Origin of the sequence: Pseudomonas sp. HT11, assembly GCF_044875395.1 — a bacterium.
Classification (GTDB): Bacteria; Pseudomonadota; Gammaproteobacteria; order Pseudomonadales; family Pseudomonadaceae; genus Aquipseudomonas.
The window spans coordinates 2,031,410-2,047,880 of sequence record NZ_CP173217.1 but is presented as its reverse complement, the minus strand read 5'-3'; the positions used below and the strand labels follow the sequence as shown (position 1 = coordinate 2,047,880).

Here is a 16,471-nt window from a genome sequence, read left to right as displayed (position 1 = left end):
ATCGCGGGCCCTGCCTATGCTGTGTGGTCCGAGCAGTAATCCCTATAATTATTAGAGGTGTCTTTAATGGATGCCCACGCCTTGGTCGACCAGCAACGCCTTTTCCATGCCCGTAGGCGTTTCAGTGAAGGCGCAGACTTGCCTGTCGGTCTGGTTCCCCCCGTCGTAGCCGAATCGTGGTTCCGCTCACGTGCAAGCGGCCTGCTGCCGTCAGACCATTGGCGAGCGGGCCCTGAGAGCCTGATCCCGCTGAACGACAACGATCGTTCACTGGCTGAGTATGTCGGGCCTCAGATCGATCGGTTATGGCAGCAAATAGGCGGGGCCTCGTGGACATTGTTCTGCGTCAACCCGCAAGGGGTTATCGTCCACGCCAGGCAGGCGCCTGAGTTATATGGACCTCTACGCGAGCTGCAGGTCGGTCGGCGAATCCAGGAGGCGGATCTCGGAACTACGGCACCCAGTTGCACCATTGCCACCTGTGCCCCGACGGTGCTGATTGGCAACCAGCATTATCTCAACGACTTCGGCAACATATTCTGCGCAAGTGTCCCCATTCGCGGCTTGAACGGGGACTTCATCGGCGGGCTTGATATCACGGGCACTGGCGAACGGCAGATTGCAGCGGTCCTGGAGCAACTGAGCCATGCCGCTATGGCAGCTGAGAATCTGCTATTTGGCACGCTAAAGAACTGCCAGATCCTGTCTCTCCAGCATGATCGACGTCTGCTGGGCACCCCGTTGCAAGGACTGATCGCGATCGACTCCAGAGGGCGTATTTGTAACGCCAATCGCGCCGCACAACGCCTGTTGGGGCTAGAGCAATTCGCCCCAATCGAGTGCCACATCGAGCAGTTGTTTGAAACCCGAACCGTCGCCAGCGCGGAGCACGCCCAACAGCTAACCCTCACGGATGGCTCGCGTTTATACGCCAAGATGCTGTTACCGGAATCCAAGATCATCGTCTCAAGTCCGCAATTGTCGACCCCTATGGGCACAGACCCCACTGTTAACCGGCAACTGGCACAAGCACACAAGGCGTTCGCCGCTGGCGTGCCGATTATGCTGCAGGGTGAAACCGGCACCGGCAAGGAAGTCTTCGCTCGTGCGCTGCACGAGCATTTGCATCCTGAAGCGCCCTTCGTTGCGATCAATTGCTCCGCAATTCCGGAAAGCCTGATTGAGTCCGAACTCTTCGGCTATGCCGAAGGCACCTTCACCGGTGCGCGCAAAGGCGGCTACGCTGGGCAACTTGCCGCCGCCAACGGCGGCACTTTGCTGCTGGACGAGATCGGCGACATGCCGTTCGCCCTTCAAACCCGCTTGCTACGGGTGCTTCAAGAGCGAGAAATATCACGTCTGGGTAGCGCCGTGCGCACCCCCTTGGACGTCAGACTGATCAGCGCCACCCACTGTAATCTGGCTGAACGCATCGCTCACAAGGCGTTTCGCGAAGATTTGTATTACCGCCTAAATGGCCTGGCTATTACCCTACCGGCGCTGCGTGAGCGCACTGATTTCGCCGTATTAGTGGAACGGCTGCGCCAGCGTTTCGACGCCCCACCACTGCATCCAGATGCGTTGCTGGCACTGCAAGAACAGGCCTGGCCGGGAAATATTCGTCAGTTAGAGCAAACCCTTCGATTGGCGAGTGCCCTTGCAGGCAATGACATGATGATCATGCTTGAGGGCTTATCACTGTCGGTTGCGCCACCGCCTACAAAAGCGCCGATGGATCTGAGGCAGACGCAGCAACGCGCAATTGAAAGTGCTTTGCAGGTTAATGGCGGCAACATAAGTGCCACAGCTCGACAGTTGGGCATATCGAGGACGACTTTGTACAAGAAAAAGTACGGGCGCGGATGAGAACGCTTTTGCGGCCTGGGAAATGCAAACTCCAGCAGGTCCGAACCACGAGATGGTACTTAAATAGATTGGGTGTAAACGAAGAAAACTGCGGTATCACGATCTACGTTCATTCCACTCATTTTAGGCGTGTTGGTGTCGTTGGGTTACCGCACCAACGCCCCTCGTGACCTGCTTTGAACCTGCGGATCAGCCAGTAAGCGTGCGAGAAACCACGCATCTTCAAGTCCCTGCCCTGCGTCGGCACCTTGATGGGGGAGCATGGCGTGAGCAGCATCGCCAATCAGAGCTACGCGTCCATGGACATTCCCAGAAAGTTCGTCCACATCATGGAGTGCCCAAAGGGTGGGCGAAGGAATGCACTGTTCCTCAAGGCGCCTCAAAACCGAGTGAAGATTTTGGCTCGCATTTATAGAGCACGATAACCAGGGCCAACTCCCACACCGTTCCCTCTTCGGGCAACAGCCCGATGCGGCAGATCACGCCAAGAACGGCGCCCGCGGTCGAGCCATCAAATAAAAAATACATATTTCCTGCAATTTGGGATTTTGCAGTATTTTGTCTTTACAGGATTTTTGCTTAGTAATAGATTTGGCCGTAGTCGAGGACACCTGCCTGCCCCAGACAATAAAAACAATAAGAGGTACGTTCATGCACACACCTACCCCCAGCAATATCCTCTGCGACGTAGTGGACGCCCGGCCTGTCAGTCGCTTGCAGTGGGAGCTGCTCGCCCTCTGCGTACTGGTTGCAGTGCTTGACGGGTTCGATACCCAGATCGTCGGATTCCTGGTAACGGCCATGGCTTCGACCTTGAACGTGACGCCCCAAGCCCTGGCCCCGGTGTTCGCGGCAGGTTTATTGGGTTTGATGCTCGGCGCCCTGCTACTTGCCCCTATGGCGGACCGCCTGGGGCGCAAGAAGATTCTGGTGTTGTCGATCCTGTTGTTCGGCACATTCGCGTTACTGACCGCTTTTGTTAATAGCGTTCCGCAATTGCTGGTCGTGCGCTTCCTGACCGGTATAGGTCTTGGCGGCGCGATCCCCAACCTGGTGGCGCTGATCTCTGAATACAGCCCACGGCGTTATGCGCGCAGTGCCGTCACACTGCTGTTCTGTGGCATGCCACTGGGCGCGATGCTGGCAGGTTTGACGGTCGACCAACTCCTCGCCACCTGGGGATGGGAAAACCTTTTCCTGATTGGTGGCGCGCTGCCCTTGCTGGTCGCCGGCGTCGTGGCACGGCGGCTTCCGGAGTCGGTTGAGTTCCTCAGTCGCAAGCCCGGCAGCCGCCCTGCCCTGAGCGCTATCATCAAGCGGCTCGCACCCGATCTCGCTGAACTGCCCGCCAGCCTTGGCCGTCCGCGTCAACAGGCAACTTCCTCTACTTCCCTGAGCCGTCTTTTCACCGCCGGCATGTGGCGTCGCACGCTGTTGCTCTGGCTGCCGTACGCCATGAACCTGCTGATTTTGTACTTCATCATGAGCTGGATCCCGACACTGCTGGTGGCAGCCCATGCACCGCTAAGCATGGGGATCCGCGCGATTATTCTGTTCAGCCTGGGAGGTGTGATCGGCTCAGTGATACAAGGCTGGCTGATGAACCGTTGGGGCTCGGTCAATGTGCTGACCCTCGAGTTCATGGGCTACCTGGCGGTCGTGCTGGCGCTCAGCCAATTGCCGGTTTCGCTTTATTCGCTTTTCCCCGCGATGCTGGCGCTGGGCATTCTGGTACAGGGCGCGCAGGCCGGTCTTAACGCTTTAGCCGCCGAGTTGTACCCACAGGAAATACGCTCCACAGGTATCGGCTGGGCCTTAGGCGTCGGGCGCGTGGGTTCCATTACAGGGCCTGTTTGCGGAGGCTTGATGCTGGCGGCCGGCTGGGTTTTGACAGAGATCCTCATCGCAGCGTTGATCCCGGGCGCCATCGCGCTGACGGCGATTACCTTGCTGCGACTGGACCCCGCAAGCAAGCAACAACCAACACGCTCACAAAGCGAACGGGCGCTGGTGCGCTCAAAGACCTGCCCGCCTGGGGTTGAGTGAAATCGGCTTTCTGCCGGTTATTGCCAGCCCTGGCAAAGTGCTCCCCTCCAGTTCATTCCGGCCGGCCGCCCCGGCCTGGATGAAGCCGAGTGATATCGTCAAAATCGAAATCGAGCGAATTGGTATCCTGCGCACCAGTAATGTAGACGAGCGCTGACATGCAAAAACCGTTTGATTGCGAAGACAACACCGAACACCTGGCTGACAGCAAAGGCTCCAGCCTGGAGCGGATGTTGCGAATCCTGGACCTGTTTACCGAGCGCCATCCAATCTGGACGGTCGATGGGATGGGAAATGCGCTGGGGTTCACACGCTCCACCGCCTACCGTTACGTACGTGAACTGGCCGAGGCCAATTTGCTGTTTCAGGTCGAGGCCGGGCGCTACGCTCTGGGCGCGAGAATCATCACTTGGGATCGCCAACTGCGCGTCAGTGATCCGCTGGTTCGTGCCGCACATGCACTCGAGCCCAGCTTTCCAAAGTGGGGCGCCGAGCAAGCATGGCTGGTGTGCCGATCGTTCAAGGATCAAGTGGTCTGCGTCCATCAAACCGGCAATCTGTCCAATCAGGTGAGCTATTCACGAGGCTCGCCAAGACCGTTGTTCATGGGCGCCACTTCCAAAGTCATTCTGGCCAATATGGGCTCGCGACACCAAAGCCGGATATTTCTGGAAAACCCGAGTGATGTCGAATCCAGCAACCTGGGTAAGACGTGGGAGCAATTCCGACGCTCGCTGCAGCGCCTGCGCCGCCAGGGATATGTGCTGAGCATCAGCGAAGTGGATGCTGACGTCTTCGGCCTGGCGGCGCCCATATTCGATGGCGACGGCAAAGTCGTGGGTAGCATCAGTTGCGTGCGCCCGACCTCGCAACGCGACAGCGAACAGGATGAAGTGCAAGGCCAGCAGATCCTCACCCTTGCCGACAATCTTTCACAACTCATGACCGCACTGGCGCACAGAGCAGAACTTCTGGACTGACCTGTGCGCAGGTCATCTACAGATGAGGGACGTAACACCGGACGCATCGCCACGGTCGGCCAACCCATCAATCGCGTTGCCCTTGAACTCGGCGGCAACGCCCTACTGATGGTGTTCAGCGACGTTTGGCTTTCACCAGCTCAGCAATCAAAAAATCCCTGAACGCTGAAACCGCTGCCGGCAAATTGCGCCCAGCCATGCTCTGCAGTTCGATGCGGCGTGCCTGCATGCCTTCATCAAGGATCGGCACGCATTGCAGCGCCTTGTCCGCCACCTGCTTGTGCAAGGTCATTTCGCTGGCCAGGCTGATAACGCCTTCTTCGCGGACGAAGCTGTAGAGCGCGGCAACGTAATTGGTGGTCAACACCGGGTCGAACAACAACCCCTGTACGCCGCAACAGATGTCAAACAGCTGCCGTATGGTGGTGTCAGCCTTGGGTAACGCAATGGGCCAGGGTTGCAACTCGGCGAGGGTGACCGCTTCACGCCCGGCCAAGGGATGAGAATTGGAGACCACGGCGAAAATCGCCCCGCTCAGGACATGTTCAACCTTGATTTCCTTTTGCGGCGTCAGGCTGAAGGTCATCGCCAGATCGGCTTCGCCGGAACGAACTTTCTCAGTTGCTTGCGCAGGCGCACAGACCTCCAATGTGAAATGAATGCCCTGATACTCACGCCTGAACGCGCTGATGCTCCTGGGCATGTATTCCAGTGCAAATCCTTCCGAGCAAGCAACATGCACATGGCCCCTGCGCAAGCCATGCAGCTCGGTAATTTCCAGCACCACCTGCTCAGCCTCAAGCTGCGACTTGCGCGCATATGCCGCCAATCGCGCCCCCGCCTCACTGAGCACCATGCCCCGGGCACGACGCTCAAACAGGCTGGCATCCAGAGCCACCTCAAGCTTGGAAATTTGTCGGCTCACCGCTGATGCCGCTACATTCAATCGCAATGAGGCTTCACTGATCGACCCGCATCGCGCGACTTCGAGAAAATAGCGCAGTGCTGTGGACTGCACGCCATACAGTTGCATCGGCGCCTCCAAGGGTTGCCTTTTCGGCAAAGGAAGTATCGAAATATTATTCTTGTGGCATTGATAGCCTTTCCCTACATTCGTGTCCAGACCAAAAAAACCTTGCCTGAGCTTTCATCCTCCTTACGCATTTGCGACTCGCTGCCCTTTGATTCAACCACACTCGCCAACGGAGACGACGGCATGGGCATCAAAGGTTTCGCCTGCAGTATTGCGCTGATGGGCATCATCATCAGTTTTCCGGCTCATGCCGGTAAAGCCAACGACACCTTGGTTTACGCTTCCGACAGCGAGCCTGAAAACATCAGTCCCTATCACAACGATTTACGCGAAGGTGTGATTCTCGGCCGGCTGATCTGGGACAACCTGATCTACCGCGATCCCAAAAGCGGCGAATACAAACCCATGCTGGCCACCAGCTGGAAACAGGTCGACGACACCACCATCGACTTCGAGCTGCGCAAAGGCGTCAAATTTCACAACGGTGACGCGTTCACCGCCGACGACGTGGTGTTCACCCTCAACTACGTGGTGTCGCCCGAAGCGAAAGTCGTTACCGTGCAAAACGTAGACTGGATCAAGAGCGCCGAAAAAACCGGTGACTACAGCGTTCGCCTGCATTTGAAGAAGCCTTTCCCTCCCGCACTGGAATACCTGTCCAACGCCGTTCCGATGTTTCCCAAGCAGTATTTCGAGAAGGTCGGCCTGGCCGAATTCAGTCGCAAGCCAATTGGCACCGGGCCGTATAAAGCCGTGTCGGTGGTGGCCGGCGAAGGCGTGACCATGGAGATCAACAAGGACTACTTCCCGGACAGCCCACAAGGCCAGCCACATATCAGCCACCTCAAGTTCCGGGTGATCCCGGATGCGGAAACCCGCCTGGCCGAGCTGATGACCGATGGTGTCGACTGGACCTGGCGTGTCACCCCGGATCAGGCAGTCGACCTCAAAGGCATGCCGAACCTGACCGTGACCAGCGGCGAAACCATGCGCATCGGCTTCCTGATTCTCGATGCTCGGGGCACCTCCACTGAAAACTCGCCGATGAAGAACCTCAAGGTGCGTCAGGCCATCAACCATGCGATCAACCGCAATGCGCTGGCCACGCAATTGGTGGGTGGCGAAGCCAAACCCCTGCAGGTTGCCTGTTATCCAGGCCAGTTCGGCTGCGATACTACCGCAGCCACGGTCTACAACTATGACCCGGCCAAGGCCAAGGCGCTGCTCGCCGAAGCCGGTTACCCAAATGGCTTCGAGACAGAAATCTTCGCTTATCGCGACCGTGATTACGTCGAAGCCATCATCGGCAACCTGCGCGCCGTGGGCATCAACGCCAAGCTGCGCTACTTGAAGTACGCCGCCCTGCGCGATCAGCAACGTGGTGGCAAGGTACCCATGTCGTTTCAGGCCTGGGGCTCGTTCTCGATCCTCGATACCTCGGCGTCGGCCGGTACCTGGTTCAAGGGCAACCCGGACGACAACATCAAGGACCCACAAGTCCAGGGCTGGTTGCAGACCGCCGACAATGCCCTCGACCCGCAAGTGCGCAAGGACAACTACCGCAAGGCGTTGCAGCGCATCAGCGAACAGGCCTATTGGGCGCCGCTGTTCAACTACTCGATGAACTACGCCTACACCTCCGAACTCGCGTTCACCCCGTACCCGGATGAGCTGCCGCGTTTCGTCGAGTCCACGTGGAAGTAATGCGCAAGCTGGCGGACTGATCCAAAGGTGCCGTAGCGCCTGGACTCGTCCCTGCCACAGACACGTCCTCACACATGTCACCCAATAGATATGAGGAAACTCGCCATGCTTGGATTCCTTCTGCGCCGTCTGGGCATCGCTATTTGCGTTGCCATTACCGTGTCGGTGATCAGCTTTTCTCTTTTGCATCTGTCCGGCGACCTGGCCACTGCCATTGGCGGACCGGAAGCCACTAGCGAACAGATCGAACAGATCCGCGTGCAGTACGGTTTGAACAAACCGCTACCGACCCAGTACTTCAACTGGCTGGGCGATTTGCTACGGCTGGACCTGGGCAATTCATTTTTCTTTCAGGAGTCGGTCTACAACCTCGTCGCCAGCCGCTTGCCGATTACCCTCGGGTTGGGCGCCATGGCGTTGGGCATCGCCTTGCTGGTGGCAATTCCCCTGGGCGTGCTGGCCGCGGTCAAACGCGACACCTGGGTTGACCGACTGGCCTTGAGCATTGCGGTGCTGGGTCAGGCAATGCCAAGTTTCTGGTTTGCGCTGATGTTGATCGTGGTGTTCGCGGTGACGCTCAAGTGGCTGCCGGTGTCCGGCAACTCGACCCTGCTGCACTTCGTCATGCCGGCCATTGCCCTGGGCTACTACGCGACTCCGGCAATCATGCGGCTGACCCGCGCCGGCATGCTTGATGTGCTCAGTTCCGACTACATCCGCACCGCCCGCGCCAAGGGCCTGCGCCCTGCCCGCGTGTTGTTCAAGCACGCACTGCGCAACGCCTTGATTCCGGTAGTCGCGCTGGCGGCGGTGGAGTTCGGCTTCATGCTCGGCGGTTCGGTGGTGATCGAAACCGTGTTTTCCCTGCAAGGCATCGGGCAACTCGCCTGGGACGCCATCGCCCGTGACGACTTCCCGGTGGTACAGGCCGTGGTCCTGCTGATTGCGGTGATCTACATCATCCTCACCTTGCTGGCCGATGTGCTCAACGCACTGCTCGACCCGCGCATTCGCGTGCGCTAGGAGGCTTACATGAGCACCCCCACTACCCTCACGATCAATGACTACCTGCCACCACCGAGCAGCCTGAGCCGAGTACTTGGCAAGAGCTTTCGTCATCGTGGTTTCGCCATCGGCGCGGTGTTGTTGCTGGTCATCTTCGCTGGCGCACTGTTCGCGCCGTGGCTGGCACCTTACGACCCTTATGCGCAAGACGTGATGCTGCGCATGAAACCGCCGGTATGGATGGCCCACGGCACCTGGGAATACGTCCTTGGCACCGACAAGCTGGGCCGTGATTACCTGTCGCGACTGCTCTACGGCGCACGTATTTCACTGTTCATTGGCATTGCGGCGGCGCTGATTTCCGGCTTTATCGGCACAGTCATGGGGCTGTTGGCGGGTTACTACGGCGGCAAGGTCGATGCGTTTATCAGCTACCTGATCACTACCCGGCTGGCGATGCCGGTCGTGATGGTCGCACTGGCCTCGGCCTCGCTGATGGGCGGCTCACTGAAAGTGGTCATCGTGCTGCTCGGCTGCCTGTTATGGGATCGCTTCGCGGTGGTGGTCAGGGCTTCGGTGCAACAGATTCGCGATGCTGAATATGTGGCGTCGGCCCAGGCGCTTGGCTGCTCGACCCTGCGCATTCTGGTCAGTGAAATTCTACCCAATCTGGTCGGTGCACTGATCGTCGTCGCGACGCTGGAAATGGCCCACGCGATCCTGCTGGAGTCGGCACTGTCGTTCCTCGGGGTCGGCGTGCAGCCGCCGACGCCGTCCTGGGGTTTGATGATCGCTGAAGGCAAACCCTACATGTTCTTTTCCCCGTGGGTCATCGCCATTCCCGGCGTCGCCCTGATGATTCTGGTGCTGGGCATCAACCTGGTCGGCGACGGCCTGCGCGATCTGATCCTGCCCGACGGCCGTAACTGATAGACGGCCGTAACTAAAGAGGGTACCGAACATGGCACTACTCCATGTGGAAAACCTGCGCGTGGACATTCCAATGGGCAACAGCCCGACACCGGATGACATGCTGCATGCCGTGCGCGGTCTGAATTTTGAAGTCGAGCGCGGTGAAATGCTGTGCATCGTCGGCGAATCCGGCTGCGGCAAATCCCTGACCTCACTGGCGCTGATGGACCTGTTGCCACGCAAGGCCAAACGCACCGCGTCACGGCTGACGCTGGACGGTATCGACATGCTAAACCAGAGCGAGCGGCGCATGTGCGACCTGCGCGGCAACCGTCTGGCGATGATCTTCCAGGAACCGATGACCTCGCTGAACCCCGCCTACAGCATTGGCGATCAGCTCAGCGAAGTACTGACTCAGCATCGCAAGGTGTCGCGCAAGGATGCCCTGGCTCGCGCCGCACAGATGCTGGAGAAAGTCGGTATCAGCAATGCGACCGAGCGCTTGCGTCAGTATCCGCATCAATTGTCTGGCGGTTTGCGCCAGCGGGTAATCATCGCCATGGCGTTGATGTGCGAACCGGACCTGATCATCGCAGATGAGCCAACCACGGCACTGGACGTGACTATTCAAGCGCAGATCCTGCGCTTGATTCGCGACATTCAGAAAGAACTCGGCCTGGCGGTGATCTTTATCACCCACGACCTTGGGTTGGTGGCACGGATCGCCGATCGGGTCGCAGTGATGTATGCCGGGGAAATCGTCGAAACCGCCCCTGCCCTGCAACTGTTCGAGAACCCGCAGCATCCTTACACCCGCGGTCTGCTGGCGAGTATTCCAATCCCTGGCCGGACTAAACCGGGTGAGGCGCTGGGTTCGATTCCGGGCCTTGTGCCGAGTCTGGTAGGCGAACAGCAAGGTTGTGCGTTCCGCAATCGTTGCAGCCAGGCGACACCGGACTGCGCGCAAAACATCCCCGAAGTCGAACAGGACGGACACATGGCGCGCTGCCTGCTCGCCGCACCGAACCCGGCACCGATTCGCCTTCAGGAGCGTGCAAGGTCATGAAAAAAGACATCGCTTTAGAGCTGTGTGACATCCGCCGCGAGTTTCGGATCAACAAGGGCTTTTTCAAACCCGCCGCCACCCTGAAGGCCGTGGACGGCGTTTCCCTGCGCCTGATGCGTGGCGAGACCCTGGGTCTGGTAGGCGAGTCCGGTTGCGGCAAAAGTACCCTGGCCAAGATGTTGCTCGGTCTGTTGCCGCCTACCAGCGGCGATGTGCTGGTCAATGGCAAACATCTGGCGGCGACTGATCGCAAGGAAATGTCCCGGCATATCCAGCCGATTTTCCAGGACCCGTACTCCTCGCTGAACCCACGCAAGACCCTGCGCGAAATCGTCACCCTGCCGCTGATCGTGCATGACATCGGCAGCACCGCCGAGCGACGCAAGAAGACCGAAGAGATGCTTGATGTGGTCGGCCTGCCCAAGCGGGTGATCGACAGCTACCCGAGCCAGCTGTCTGGCGGGCAACGCCAGCGGGTGGCGATTGCACGGGCGCTGATCATGCGCCCTGATGTATTGATCTGCGACGAGCCCACATCAGCGCTGGATGTGTCGGTGCAGGCGCAGATCCTCAATCTGCTGCAAGACCTCAAGCGCGAATTCGGCCTGACCTATCTGCTGATCAGCCATAACCTGGCGGTCATCGAACACCTCGCAGACCGGGTCGCAGTGATGTATCTGGGGCGCATCGTCGAAGAACGCACTCGCGAATCGTTGTTCGCCAACCCCGGCCACCCTTATACCCGCGCCTTGCTGGATTCGGTGCTCACGCCCGATCCGCGCCTGGGCATTCCTGAAATCGGCCTGCACGGCACCTTCCCCAACCCCATGTCACCGCCGTCCGGTTGCGCCTTTCATCCGCGCTGCCCGAGCTGCTTCGCCCCCTGCACAACGGCCTATCCGGCCAATGGTCCGCTTATCGGCGGCAACGTGCGTTGCCACCTTCACGACAATTCTGCCCAAACACTGGAGCTTATCCACTCATGAGTCGTTCACTGGCCATCAGCAACACCACAGAGCAATTCGACAACGGCGATTTTTTTAATCTGCTCGAACGTAGCGTCGCCTTGCACACCGAAAGCCAGGCAGCGGATAGCCAGCCCGAGCTGTTTCGCTACCTCAATGACTTCATCACCCCGCATGTCGAGGCGATGGGCTTCAGCGTCATGGTCTATAACAACCCGGTGGCAGAACGCGGCCCCTTCCTGATCGCCACACGCATTGAACATCCAGAACTGCCGACCGTGCTCAGCTACGGCCACGGTGATGTGGTGCGCGGCTATGAAGCGCAATGGCGTGAAGGCTTGTCGCCGTGGCAAGTCACGGTCGAAGGCGATCGCTGGTACGGCCGCGGCACAGCGGATAACAAAGGCCAGCACCTGATCAACCTGACCGCGCTGGAGCAAACGCTCAAGGCTCGCGACGGCAAGCTGGGTTTCAATGTCAAGCTGCTGTTGGAAATGGGCGAAGAAGAAGGCTCGCCGGGCTTGAATGCGTTCTGTGCCGCACACAGTAAAGAGCTCGCGGCGGATGTTTTCATCGCCTCGGACGGCCCGCGCCTGGCGGCATCACGCCCGACGATTTTTCTCGGCTCACGCGGTGTATTCAACTTCGAGCTGGTGGTCAATTTGCGCGAAGGCGCTCATCACTCCGGCAACTGGGGCGGGTTGCTGGCCAACCCCGGCATTATTCTGGCCAATGCCATCGCGAGCATGGTCGATGAACACGGTCGGGTGAAAGTTGCGGGCCTGATGCCCGAGACACTGCCGGAGCCGGTGCGGCAGGCACTGGCCGATATTGACGTCGGTGGCGGACCGGGCGATCCGGAAATCGACGCCAACTGGGGTAACCCGCAGCTCTCGCTGAGCGAAAAGGTGTTCGGCTGGAACACCCTCGACGTCATCGCCTTCAAGACCGGCAACCCGGACGCCCCTGTGCATGCTATCCCTGGCAAGGCCAACGCCCACTGCCATATCCGCTTCGTGGTGAACAGCGACTACACGACCTTTATCCCGGCTGTACGTGCCCACCTGGATGCTCATGGTTTCAGCAATGTCGAGGTCAAGCAAAGCCGCATCGATGTGATGCATGCCACTCGGCTGGATCCGCAAAGCCCGTGGGTCAGTTGGGCGCTCAGCTCCCTGGCACAGACCACCGGCAAAAAGCCTGCGCTGCTGCCAAACCTCGGCGGCTCGCTGCCCAACGACGTGTTCGCGGACGTGCTCGGCCTGCCAACATTGTGGGTGCCGCACTCGTACCCTGCATGCTCGCAACATGCGCCGAACGAGCACTTGCTGGCACCGGTGGTCAAGGAAAGCCTGCAAATCATGGCCGGGCTGTTCTGGGACCTGGGCAACGACGCGGCACGCCTGACCCAGGAACATCAGTTACGGGAGCAAGCGCAATGAGCGCCACCCCACAACAGGCGCTGGGCTGGCTGGCTGACCAGCGCCAAGCCATGGAAACGCTGCTGCAGCGCATCGTCGACACCGACTCCAACAGCTATGACAAGGCGGGCGTCGACGCTGTGGGCGCGCTGCTCGCGGCTGAACTGGAAGCCGACGGCATCCTGCTCAAGCGCATACCGGTCGATGGTTTTGGCGACGTAATGCTCGCCGAAGTGCCAGGCGAATCTGGAAAGCCGGTGTTGCTGCTGGGCCATCGCGACACGGTTTTCCCCAAAGGTACCACCACGACTCGCGGCTACAGCCGCGACACCCATTTCGCCTATGGCCCCGGTGTCGCCGACATGAAAGGCGGCCTGGTGCTCAATTGCTTCGCCCTCAAGGCACTCAAGCGCGCCGGTCGGTTGCCCTATCCGGTGCAGGTTCTGTACACCGGTGACGAAGAAATCGGCTCCGGCAGCGCCAGAACCCATATCGAAAAGGCCGCCCGGGCCGCCCGCGCCGTGCTTAATACCGAGCCCGGCCGGGCCAGCGGTAACGTGGTCAGCGCACGCAAGGGCGGTGCCACGCTGATCATCGAAGTCAGCGGCCGCGCGGCACATTCGGGGGTCAACCATGCCGACGGAGCCAGCGCGATCGAGGCCCTGGCGCGCAAGATCGTCAAGCTCCATGCCTTGACCGATTACCCGGCAGGCATCACCACGAACGTAGGCCTGATATCCGGTGGCACCTCCAGCAACACCGTCGCGCCTAGCGCCTGCGCCCGGCTGGACGTGCGCTTCATCGAACTCAAGCACTGGGACCAGATCTTCACCGCAATCCAGGCCATCGTCGCAGAAGAAGAACTGATCGGTACCAGCGCCGTCCTCAAGGAAGCGACAACCTTTCTACCGATGGAAGCACATCACAGCGAACGCCTGCTGCACATCTACCAGCAAAAAGCGCTGGCGCTGGGTTTCAGCGTCGAAGGCGAGTTCACCGGCGGTTGCGCCGACTCCGGATTCACCGCCAGCCTGGGCATTCCAACCCTGTGTGGCCTGGGCCCAGTGGGTGGCAAGGTCCACACTGATCGTGAATACCTGGAACTGGACACGCTGGTGCCTCGCGCCCTGGCGTTGGTGGCGACCATTCTGGCTGTCGGCGACAGCGTTTGAGGTAATGGGTCTCTACGAATCGCCGGGGTCAGGGTATCAGACAGGCCCGTAGGCAACTTCTGCTGGTGTCGGGTACCACTTCAAGGTGGTGCGAATGGCTCACTCGGGCGAGGCTTTTAACCTGTTCTACTGCCGCAATGACGGAACGTTCAGCCGCCTCGTTGGGTGCTATCGGGTAGATGCATGACTGACCAATGGAAAGGTCGTGCAATAAACGCTCATCAAGCTCACCGAGTACCACAAAGCAGTAGTCACTCTTGGCCACTCGCACTTCGACGCGTTTGCCAGGCGCGGTGTTCACCGTATCGACATGGATCAGCGCAACATTGTCAAAACAGCTGAAACCCTGATGGATCAAATCAATATGGTCGCTATCAAGTCCGCACACGATGACCACGATACGCGTGCAACTTGAAGGCTCGCGGACCCACTTCATTGCGTGGCTACGACAATCGGCAGCTTGGCTCATATGCGTTGCCTTTCTTGTTGCAACAGGCGGGTTGACGAGGGCATTGGTTAAATCACGCCCCGCGCCTGCAGCAGGCTTTTCGCCAGGCTGCGGGCCGCCGATAACACCTCTTCAACCTGTTGATCCATCGCCGCCGTGGATGAGGCTATTTTTCCAAGTTCGACGACGCGCAGCGGGTGGCCGCAGACGGATCCCAGCCAGGTCAGGCCAGACACCATGCCAACTTCGACATCCAGTAAAAAGCTTCCGTGGGAGACGGAGCACAACAGTTGGCTGACGAAACACGCATCGCCCCCGGCAGAGTTCTCCGGGTTAGACCCCGCCCGTAACCAGTCGACCCTCAACGCCTCGGATTGCTTGATGACTAGGTAAGCCACCTGGTCCCAGTCATCTATCGCTACGTGCAGCTTGTCGATCATGTATTGGGGCAACGCGGCGCTGGTAACGATGACCACTCCGGCATCCGCCGAAGGTTGCTTGATCCAGACTGCAGATTGCGATATCGCATGCATGGCGGTACTCCCGGCGGTTTGGTAGGAGCCGCTTGCTCCGGATGGCGATCTGACGATGAGGTCGTGACATTCAATATTGATGCCGACTGCCCCACCGCTTCGTGAACAAGCTCGCTCCTACAGGTGATTGGCGTTAATCAGCCGTTGCGGAACAGGAAGCTATAGGCATTCAGCGCAGGCGCCCCACCCAGGTGCGCGTAAAGCACTTTCGAACCTTCGGGGAACTCGCCACGGCGGACCATTTCAATCATCCCGTGCATGGATTTGCCCTCGTACACCGGATCGGTCAGCACACCTTCCAGGCTCCCGCACAGGCGAATGGCTTCCAGCGTACCGTCGTTAGGCAAACCGTATTCCGGATAGGCGAAGCGTGTGTCGAGCACCACATCCTCTTCGGTGATCTCGCGGCCCAATTCCACCAGTTCTGCGGTGTGCCGGGCGATACGCAGGATCTGTGCCTTGGTTTTCTCTGGCTTGGCCGAGGCATCAATGCCGATAACGTTCTTCGAACGGCCGTCCGCGGCGAAACCGACGACCATACCGGCCTGGGTACTGCCGGTCACGGAGCAGACCACGATGTAGTCGAACTTGAACCCCAGTTGTTTTTCCTGCTCCCGTACCTCCTCGGCAAAGCCGACAAACCCAAGGCCGCCGTAGGGATGTTCGGAACACCCCGCAGGGATCGGAAAGGGTTTGCCGCCCCGCTCCACCACATCGTTCATGGCCTTCTCCCAACTGGGCCGGATGCCAATGTCGAACCCGGCGGCGTCCAGTCGTACATCCGCACCCATGATGCGCGACATCTCGATATTGCCGACGCGGTCATACACCGCATCGGAGTAGTTCACCCAGTTTTCCTGGACCAGCACACACTTCATGCCCAGATGGGCAGCGACGGCGGCGACCTGACGGGTCTGGTTCGACTGTATCCCGCCGATGGACACCAAGGTGTCGCAGCCCTGTTCGAGTGCTTCGGGAATCAGGTATTCGAGCTTGCGCGTCTTGTTGCCGCCAAAGGCCAGGCCACTGTTGCAGTCTTCGCGTTTGGCATACAACTCGACCTTGCCGCCCAGGTGTTCGCTGAGGCGTTTCAAGGGCGTGATGGGAGAAGGACCGAAGGTCAGCGGATAACGTTTAAAACGATTCAGGTTCATGACTCTGCTCCTTGTTTATTGAGTATCCAAGCGCCAGACCGAAAGGCAAAAGAGGCTGCGTTCCAGGCTCTTTCAGAGGGGCTTCGATGAGTTCAATATTAAGAAGAGTTCGAAAAATATGTGTTGCAAATTTCTATTAGATAAAGAAACATAATTTTCCACAGGA

At 59.1% G+C, this 16,471-nt stretch carries 15 protein-coding genes and 1 pseudogene; 10 read left to right on the top strand and 6 right to left on the bottom strand.

Translation table 11 applies throughout. From position 1 onward, the window contains the following. The first annotated feature begins 66 nt into the window (after positions 1 to 66). The gene (locus ABWL43_RS09395) at positions 67 to 1,866 is read left to right on the top strand and encodes a sigma-54-dependent Fis family transcriptional regulator (RefSeq protein ID WP_145166163.1); all 1,800 of its coding nucleotides are present in this window, start codon (positions 67 to 69) and stop codon (positions 1,864 to 1,866) included. A 173-nt stretch (positions 1,867 to 2,039) separates the two neighbouring features. Here ABWL43_RS09395 and ABWL43_RS09390 read toward each other — a convergent pair. Beyond that, positions 2,040 to 2,231 (bottom strand): annotated as a pseudogene (locus ABWL43_RS09390) (FAD-dependent monooxygenase); the annotation flags it as partial. Positions 2,232 to 2,235: 4 nt separating this feature from the next. Continuing rightward, positions 2,236 to 2,394, bottom strand: coding sequence for a hypothetical protein (locus ABWL43_RS09385; protein ID WP_404488517.1), 159 nt, complete (start codon positions 2,392 to 2,394; stop codon positions 2,236 to 2,238). Between the two features lie 186 nt (positions 2,395 to 2,580). On the opposite strand from ABWL43_RS09385, the gene ABWL43_RS09380 reads away from it, so the two are divergent. Then, positions 2,581 to 3,912: an MFS transporter gene (locus ABWL43_RS09380; RefSeq protein WP_404487483.1), complete on the top strand. Its 1,332-nt coding sequence runs from the start codon at positions 2,581 to 2,583 to the stop codon at positions 3,910 to 3,912. A gap of 158 nt (positions 3,913 to 4,070) precedes the next feature. Next, a complete protein-coding gene (locus ABWL43_RS09375) occupies positions 4,071 to 4,892 on the top strand; it encodes an IclR family transcriptional regulator (RefSeq protein WP_242193620.1) in 822 nt (273 codons plus the stop codon). A 115-nt stretch (positions 4,893 to 5,007) separates the two neighbouring features. On the opposite strand, the gene ABWL43_RS09370 is transcribed toward ABWL43_RS09375, so the two are convergent. Beyond that, positions 5,008 to 5,925, bottom strand: a complete 918-nt coding sequence (locus tag ABWL43_RS09370) for a LysR substrate-binding domain-containing protein (protein WP_145166159.1) — start codon at positions 5,923 to 5,925, stop codon at positions 5,008 to 5,010. A gap of 183 nt (positions 5,926 to 6,108) precedes the next feature. Between ABWL43_RS09370 and ABWL43_RS09365 the strand changes: the two genes are divergently transcribed. The 7 genes from ABWL43_RS09365 (at position 6,109) to ABWL43_RS09335 (ending at position 14,170) form a co-directional block, all read left to right on the top strand. Then, entirely contained in the window at positions 6,109 to 7,629 is a 1,521-nt protein-coding gene (locus ABWL43_RS09365) for an ABC transporter substrate-binding protein (RefSeq protein ID WP_145166158.1), read from the top strand. Positions 7,630 to 7,734: 105 nt separating this feature from the next. Further along, a complete protein-coding gene (locus tag ABWL43_RS09360) occupies positions 7,735 to 8,652 on the top strand; it encodes an ABC transporter permease (RefSeq protein WP_024077467.1) in 918 nt (305 codons plus the stop codon). A 9-nt stretch (positions 8,653 to 8,661) separates the two neighbouring features. Continuing rightward, positions 8,662 to 9,564 carry an ABC transporter permease gene (locus ABWL43_RS09355; RefSeq protein WP_404487482.1) on the top strand — a complete coding sequence of 301 codons (903 nt, stop codon included), beginning with the start codon at positions 8,662 to 8,664 and terminating at the stop codon, positions 9,562 to 9,564. Positions 9,565 to 9,595: 31 nt separating this feature from the next. Then, positions 9,596 to 10,612 carry an ABC transporter ATP-binding protein gene (locus tag ABWL43_RS09350; protein ID WP_145166156.1) on the top strand — a complete coding sequence of 339 codons (1,017 nt, stop codon included), beginning with the start codon at positions 9,596 to 9,598 and terminating at the stop codon, positions 10,610 to 10,612. After that, a complete protein-coding gene (locus tag ABWL43_RS09345; protein ID WP_145166155.1) occupies positions 10,609 to 11,598 on the top strand; it encodes an ABC transporter ATP-binding protein in 990 nt (329 codons plus the stop codon). Before ABWL43_RS09350 ends, ABWL43_RS09345 begins: the two co-directional genes overlap by 4 nt. Beyond that, positions 11,595 to 13,019, top strand: coding sequence for a M20 family metallopeptidase (locus ABWL43_RS09340; protein ID WP_404487481.1), 1,425 nt, complete (start codon positions 11,595 to 11,597; stop codon positions 13,017 to 13,019). Before ABWL43_RS09345 ends, ABWL43_RS09340 begins: the two co-directional genes overlap by 4 nt. After that, on the top strand, positions 13,016 to 14,170 hold the full coding sequence (locus ABWL43_RS09335) for a M20 family metallopeptidase (RefSeq protein WP_404487480.1): 1,155 nt from the start codon (positions 13,016 to 13,018) through the stop codon (positions 14,168 to 14,170). Before ABWL43_RS09340 ends, ABWL43_RS09335 begins: the two co-directional genes overlap by 4 nt. A 28-nt stretch (positions 14,171 to 14,198) precedes the next feature. Here the strand turns inward: ABWL43_RS09335 and ABWL43_RS09330 are convergent, their stop codons facing one another. The 3 genes from ABWL43_RS09330 to ABWL43_RS09320 all read right to left on the bottom strand — a co-directional run bounded on the left by ABWL43_RS09330 (position 14,199) and on the right by ABWL43_RS09320 (position 16,305). Continuing rightward, entirely contained in the window at positions 14,199 to 14,639 is a 441-nt protein-coding gene (locus ABWL43_RS09330) for a hypothetical protein (protein WP_404487479.1), read from the bottom strand. A gap of 47 nt (positions 14,640 to 14,686) precedes the next feature. Continuing rightward, positions 14,687 to 15,151: a transketolase gene (locus tag ABWL43_RS09325; protein WP_404487478.1), complete on the bottom strand. Its 465-nt coding sequence runs from the start codon at positions 15,149 to 15,151 to the stop codon at positions 14,687 to 14,689. A 137-nt stretch (positions 15,152 to 15,288) separates the two neighbouring features. Further along, a complete protein-coding gene (locus ABWL43_RS09320) occupies positions 15,289 to 16,305 on the bottom strand; it encodes a 1-aminocyclopropane-1-carboxylate deaminase (RefSeq protein ID WP_145166150.1) in 1,017 nt (338 codons plus the stop codon). Positions 16,306 to 16,471 lie beyond the last annotated feature (166 nt).

Coding starts and splice junctions, on each gene's coding strand:
- ABWL43_RS09340 (WP_404487481.1), top strand. CDS start 11,595: ATGAGTCGTTCACTGGCCATCAGCAACACCACAGAGCAATTCGACAAC.
- ABWL43_RS09350 (WP_145166156.1), top strand. CDS start 9,596: ATGGCACTACTCCATGTGGAAAACCTGCGCGTGGACATTCCAATGGGC.
- ABWL43_RS09345 (WP_145166155.1), top strand. CDS start 10,609: ATGAAAAAAGACATCGCTTTAGAGCTGTGTGACATCCGCCGCGAGTTT.
- ABWL43_RS09385 (WP_404488517.1), bottom strand. CDS start 2,394: ATGTATTTTTTATTTGATGGCTCGACCGCGGGCGCCGTTCTTGGCGTG.
- ABWL43_RS09330 (WP_404487479.1), bottom strand. CDS start 14,639: ATGAGCCAAGCTGCCGATTGTCGTAGCCACGCAATGAAGTGGGTCCGC.
- ABWL43_RS09375 (WP_242193620.1), top strand. CDS start 4,071: ATGCAAAAACCGTTTGATTGCGAAGACAACACCGAACACCTGGCTGAC.
- ABWL43_RS09325 (WP_404487478.1), bottom strand. CDS start 15,151: ATGCATGCGATATCGCAATCTGCAGTCTGGATCAAGCAACCTTCGGCG.
- ABWL43_RS09335 (WP_404487480.1), top strand. CDS start 13,016: ATGAGCGCCACCCCACAACAGGCGCTGGGCTGGCTGGCTGACCAGCGC.
- ABWL43_RS09360 (WP_024077467.1), top strand. CDS start 7,735: ATGCTTGGATTCCTTCTGCGCCGTCTGGGCATCGCTATTTGCGTTGCC.
- ABWL43_RS09355 (WP_404487482.1), top strand. CDS start 8,662: ATGAGCACCCCCACTACCCTCACGATCAATGACTACCTGCCACCACCG.
- ABWL43_RS09370 (WP_145166159.1), bottom strand. CDS start 5,925: ATGCAACTGTATGGCGTGCAGTCCACAGCACTGCGCTATTTTCTCGAA.
- ABWL43_RS09365 (WP_145166158.1), top strand. CDS start 6,109: ATGGGCATCAAAGGTTTCGCCTGCAGTATTGCGCTGATGGGCATCATC.
- ABWL43_RS09395 (WP_145166163.1), top strand. CDS start 67: ATGGATGCCCACGCCTTGGTCGACCAGCAACGCCTTTTCCATGCCCGT.
- ABWL43_RS09320 (WP_145166150.1), bottom strand. CDS start 16,305: ATGAACCTGAATCGTTTTAAACGTTATCCGCTGACCTTCGGTCCTTCT.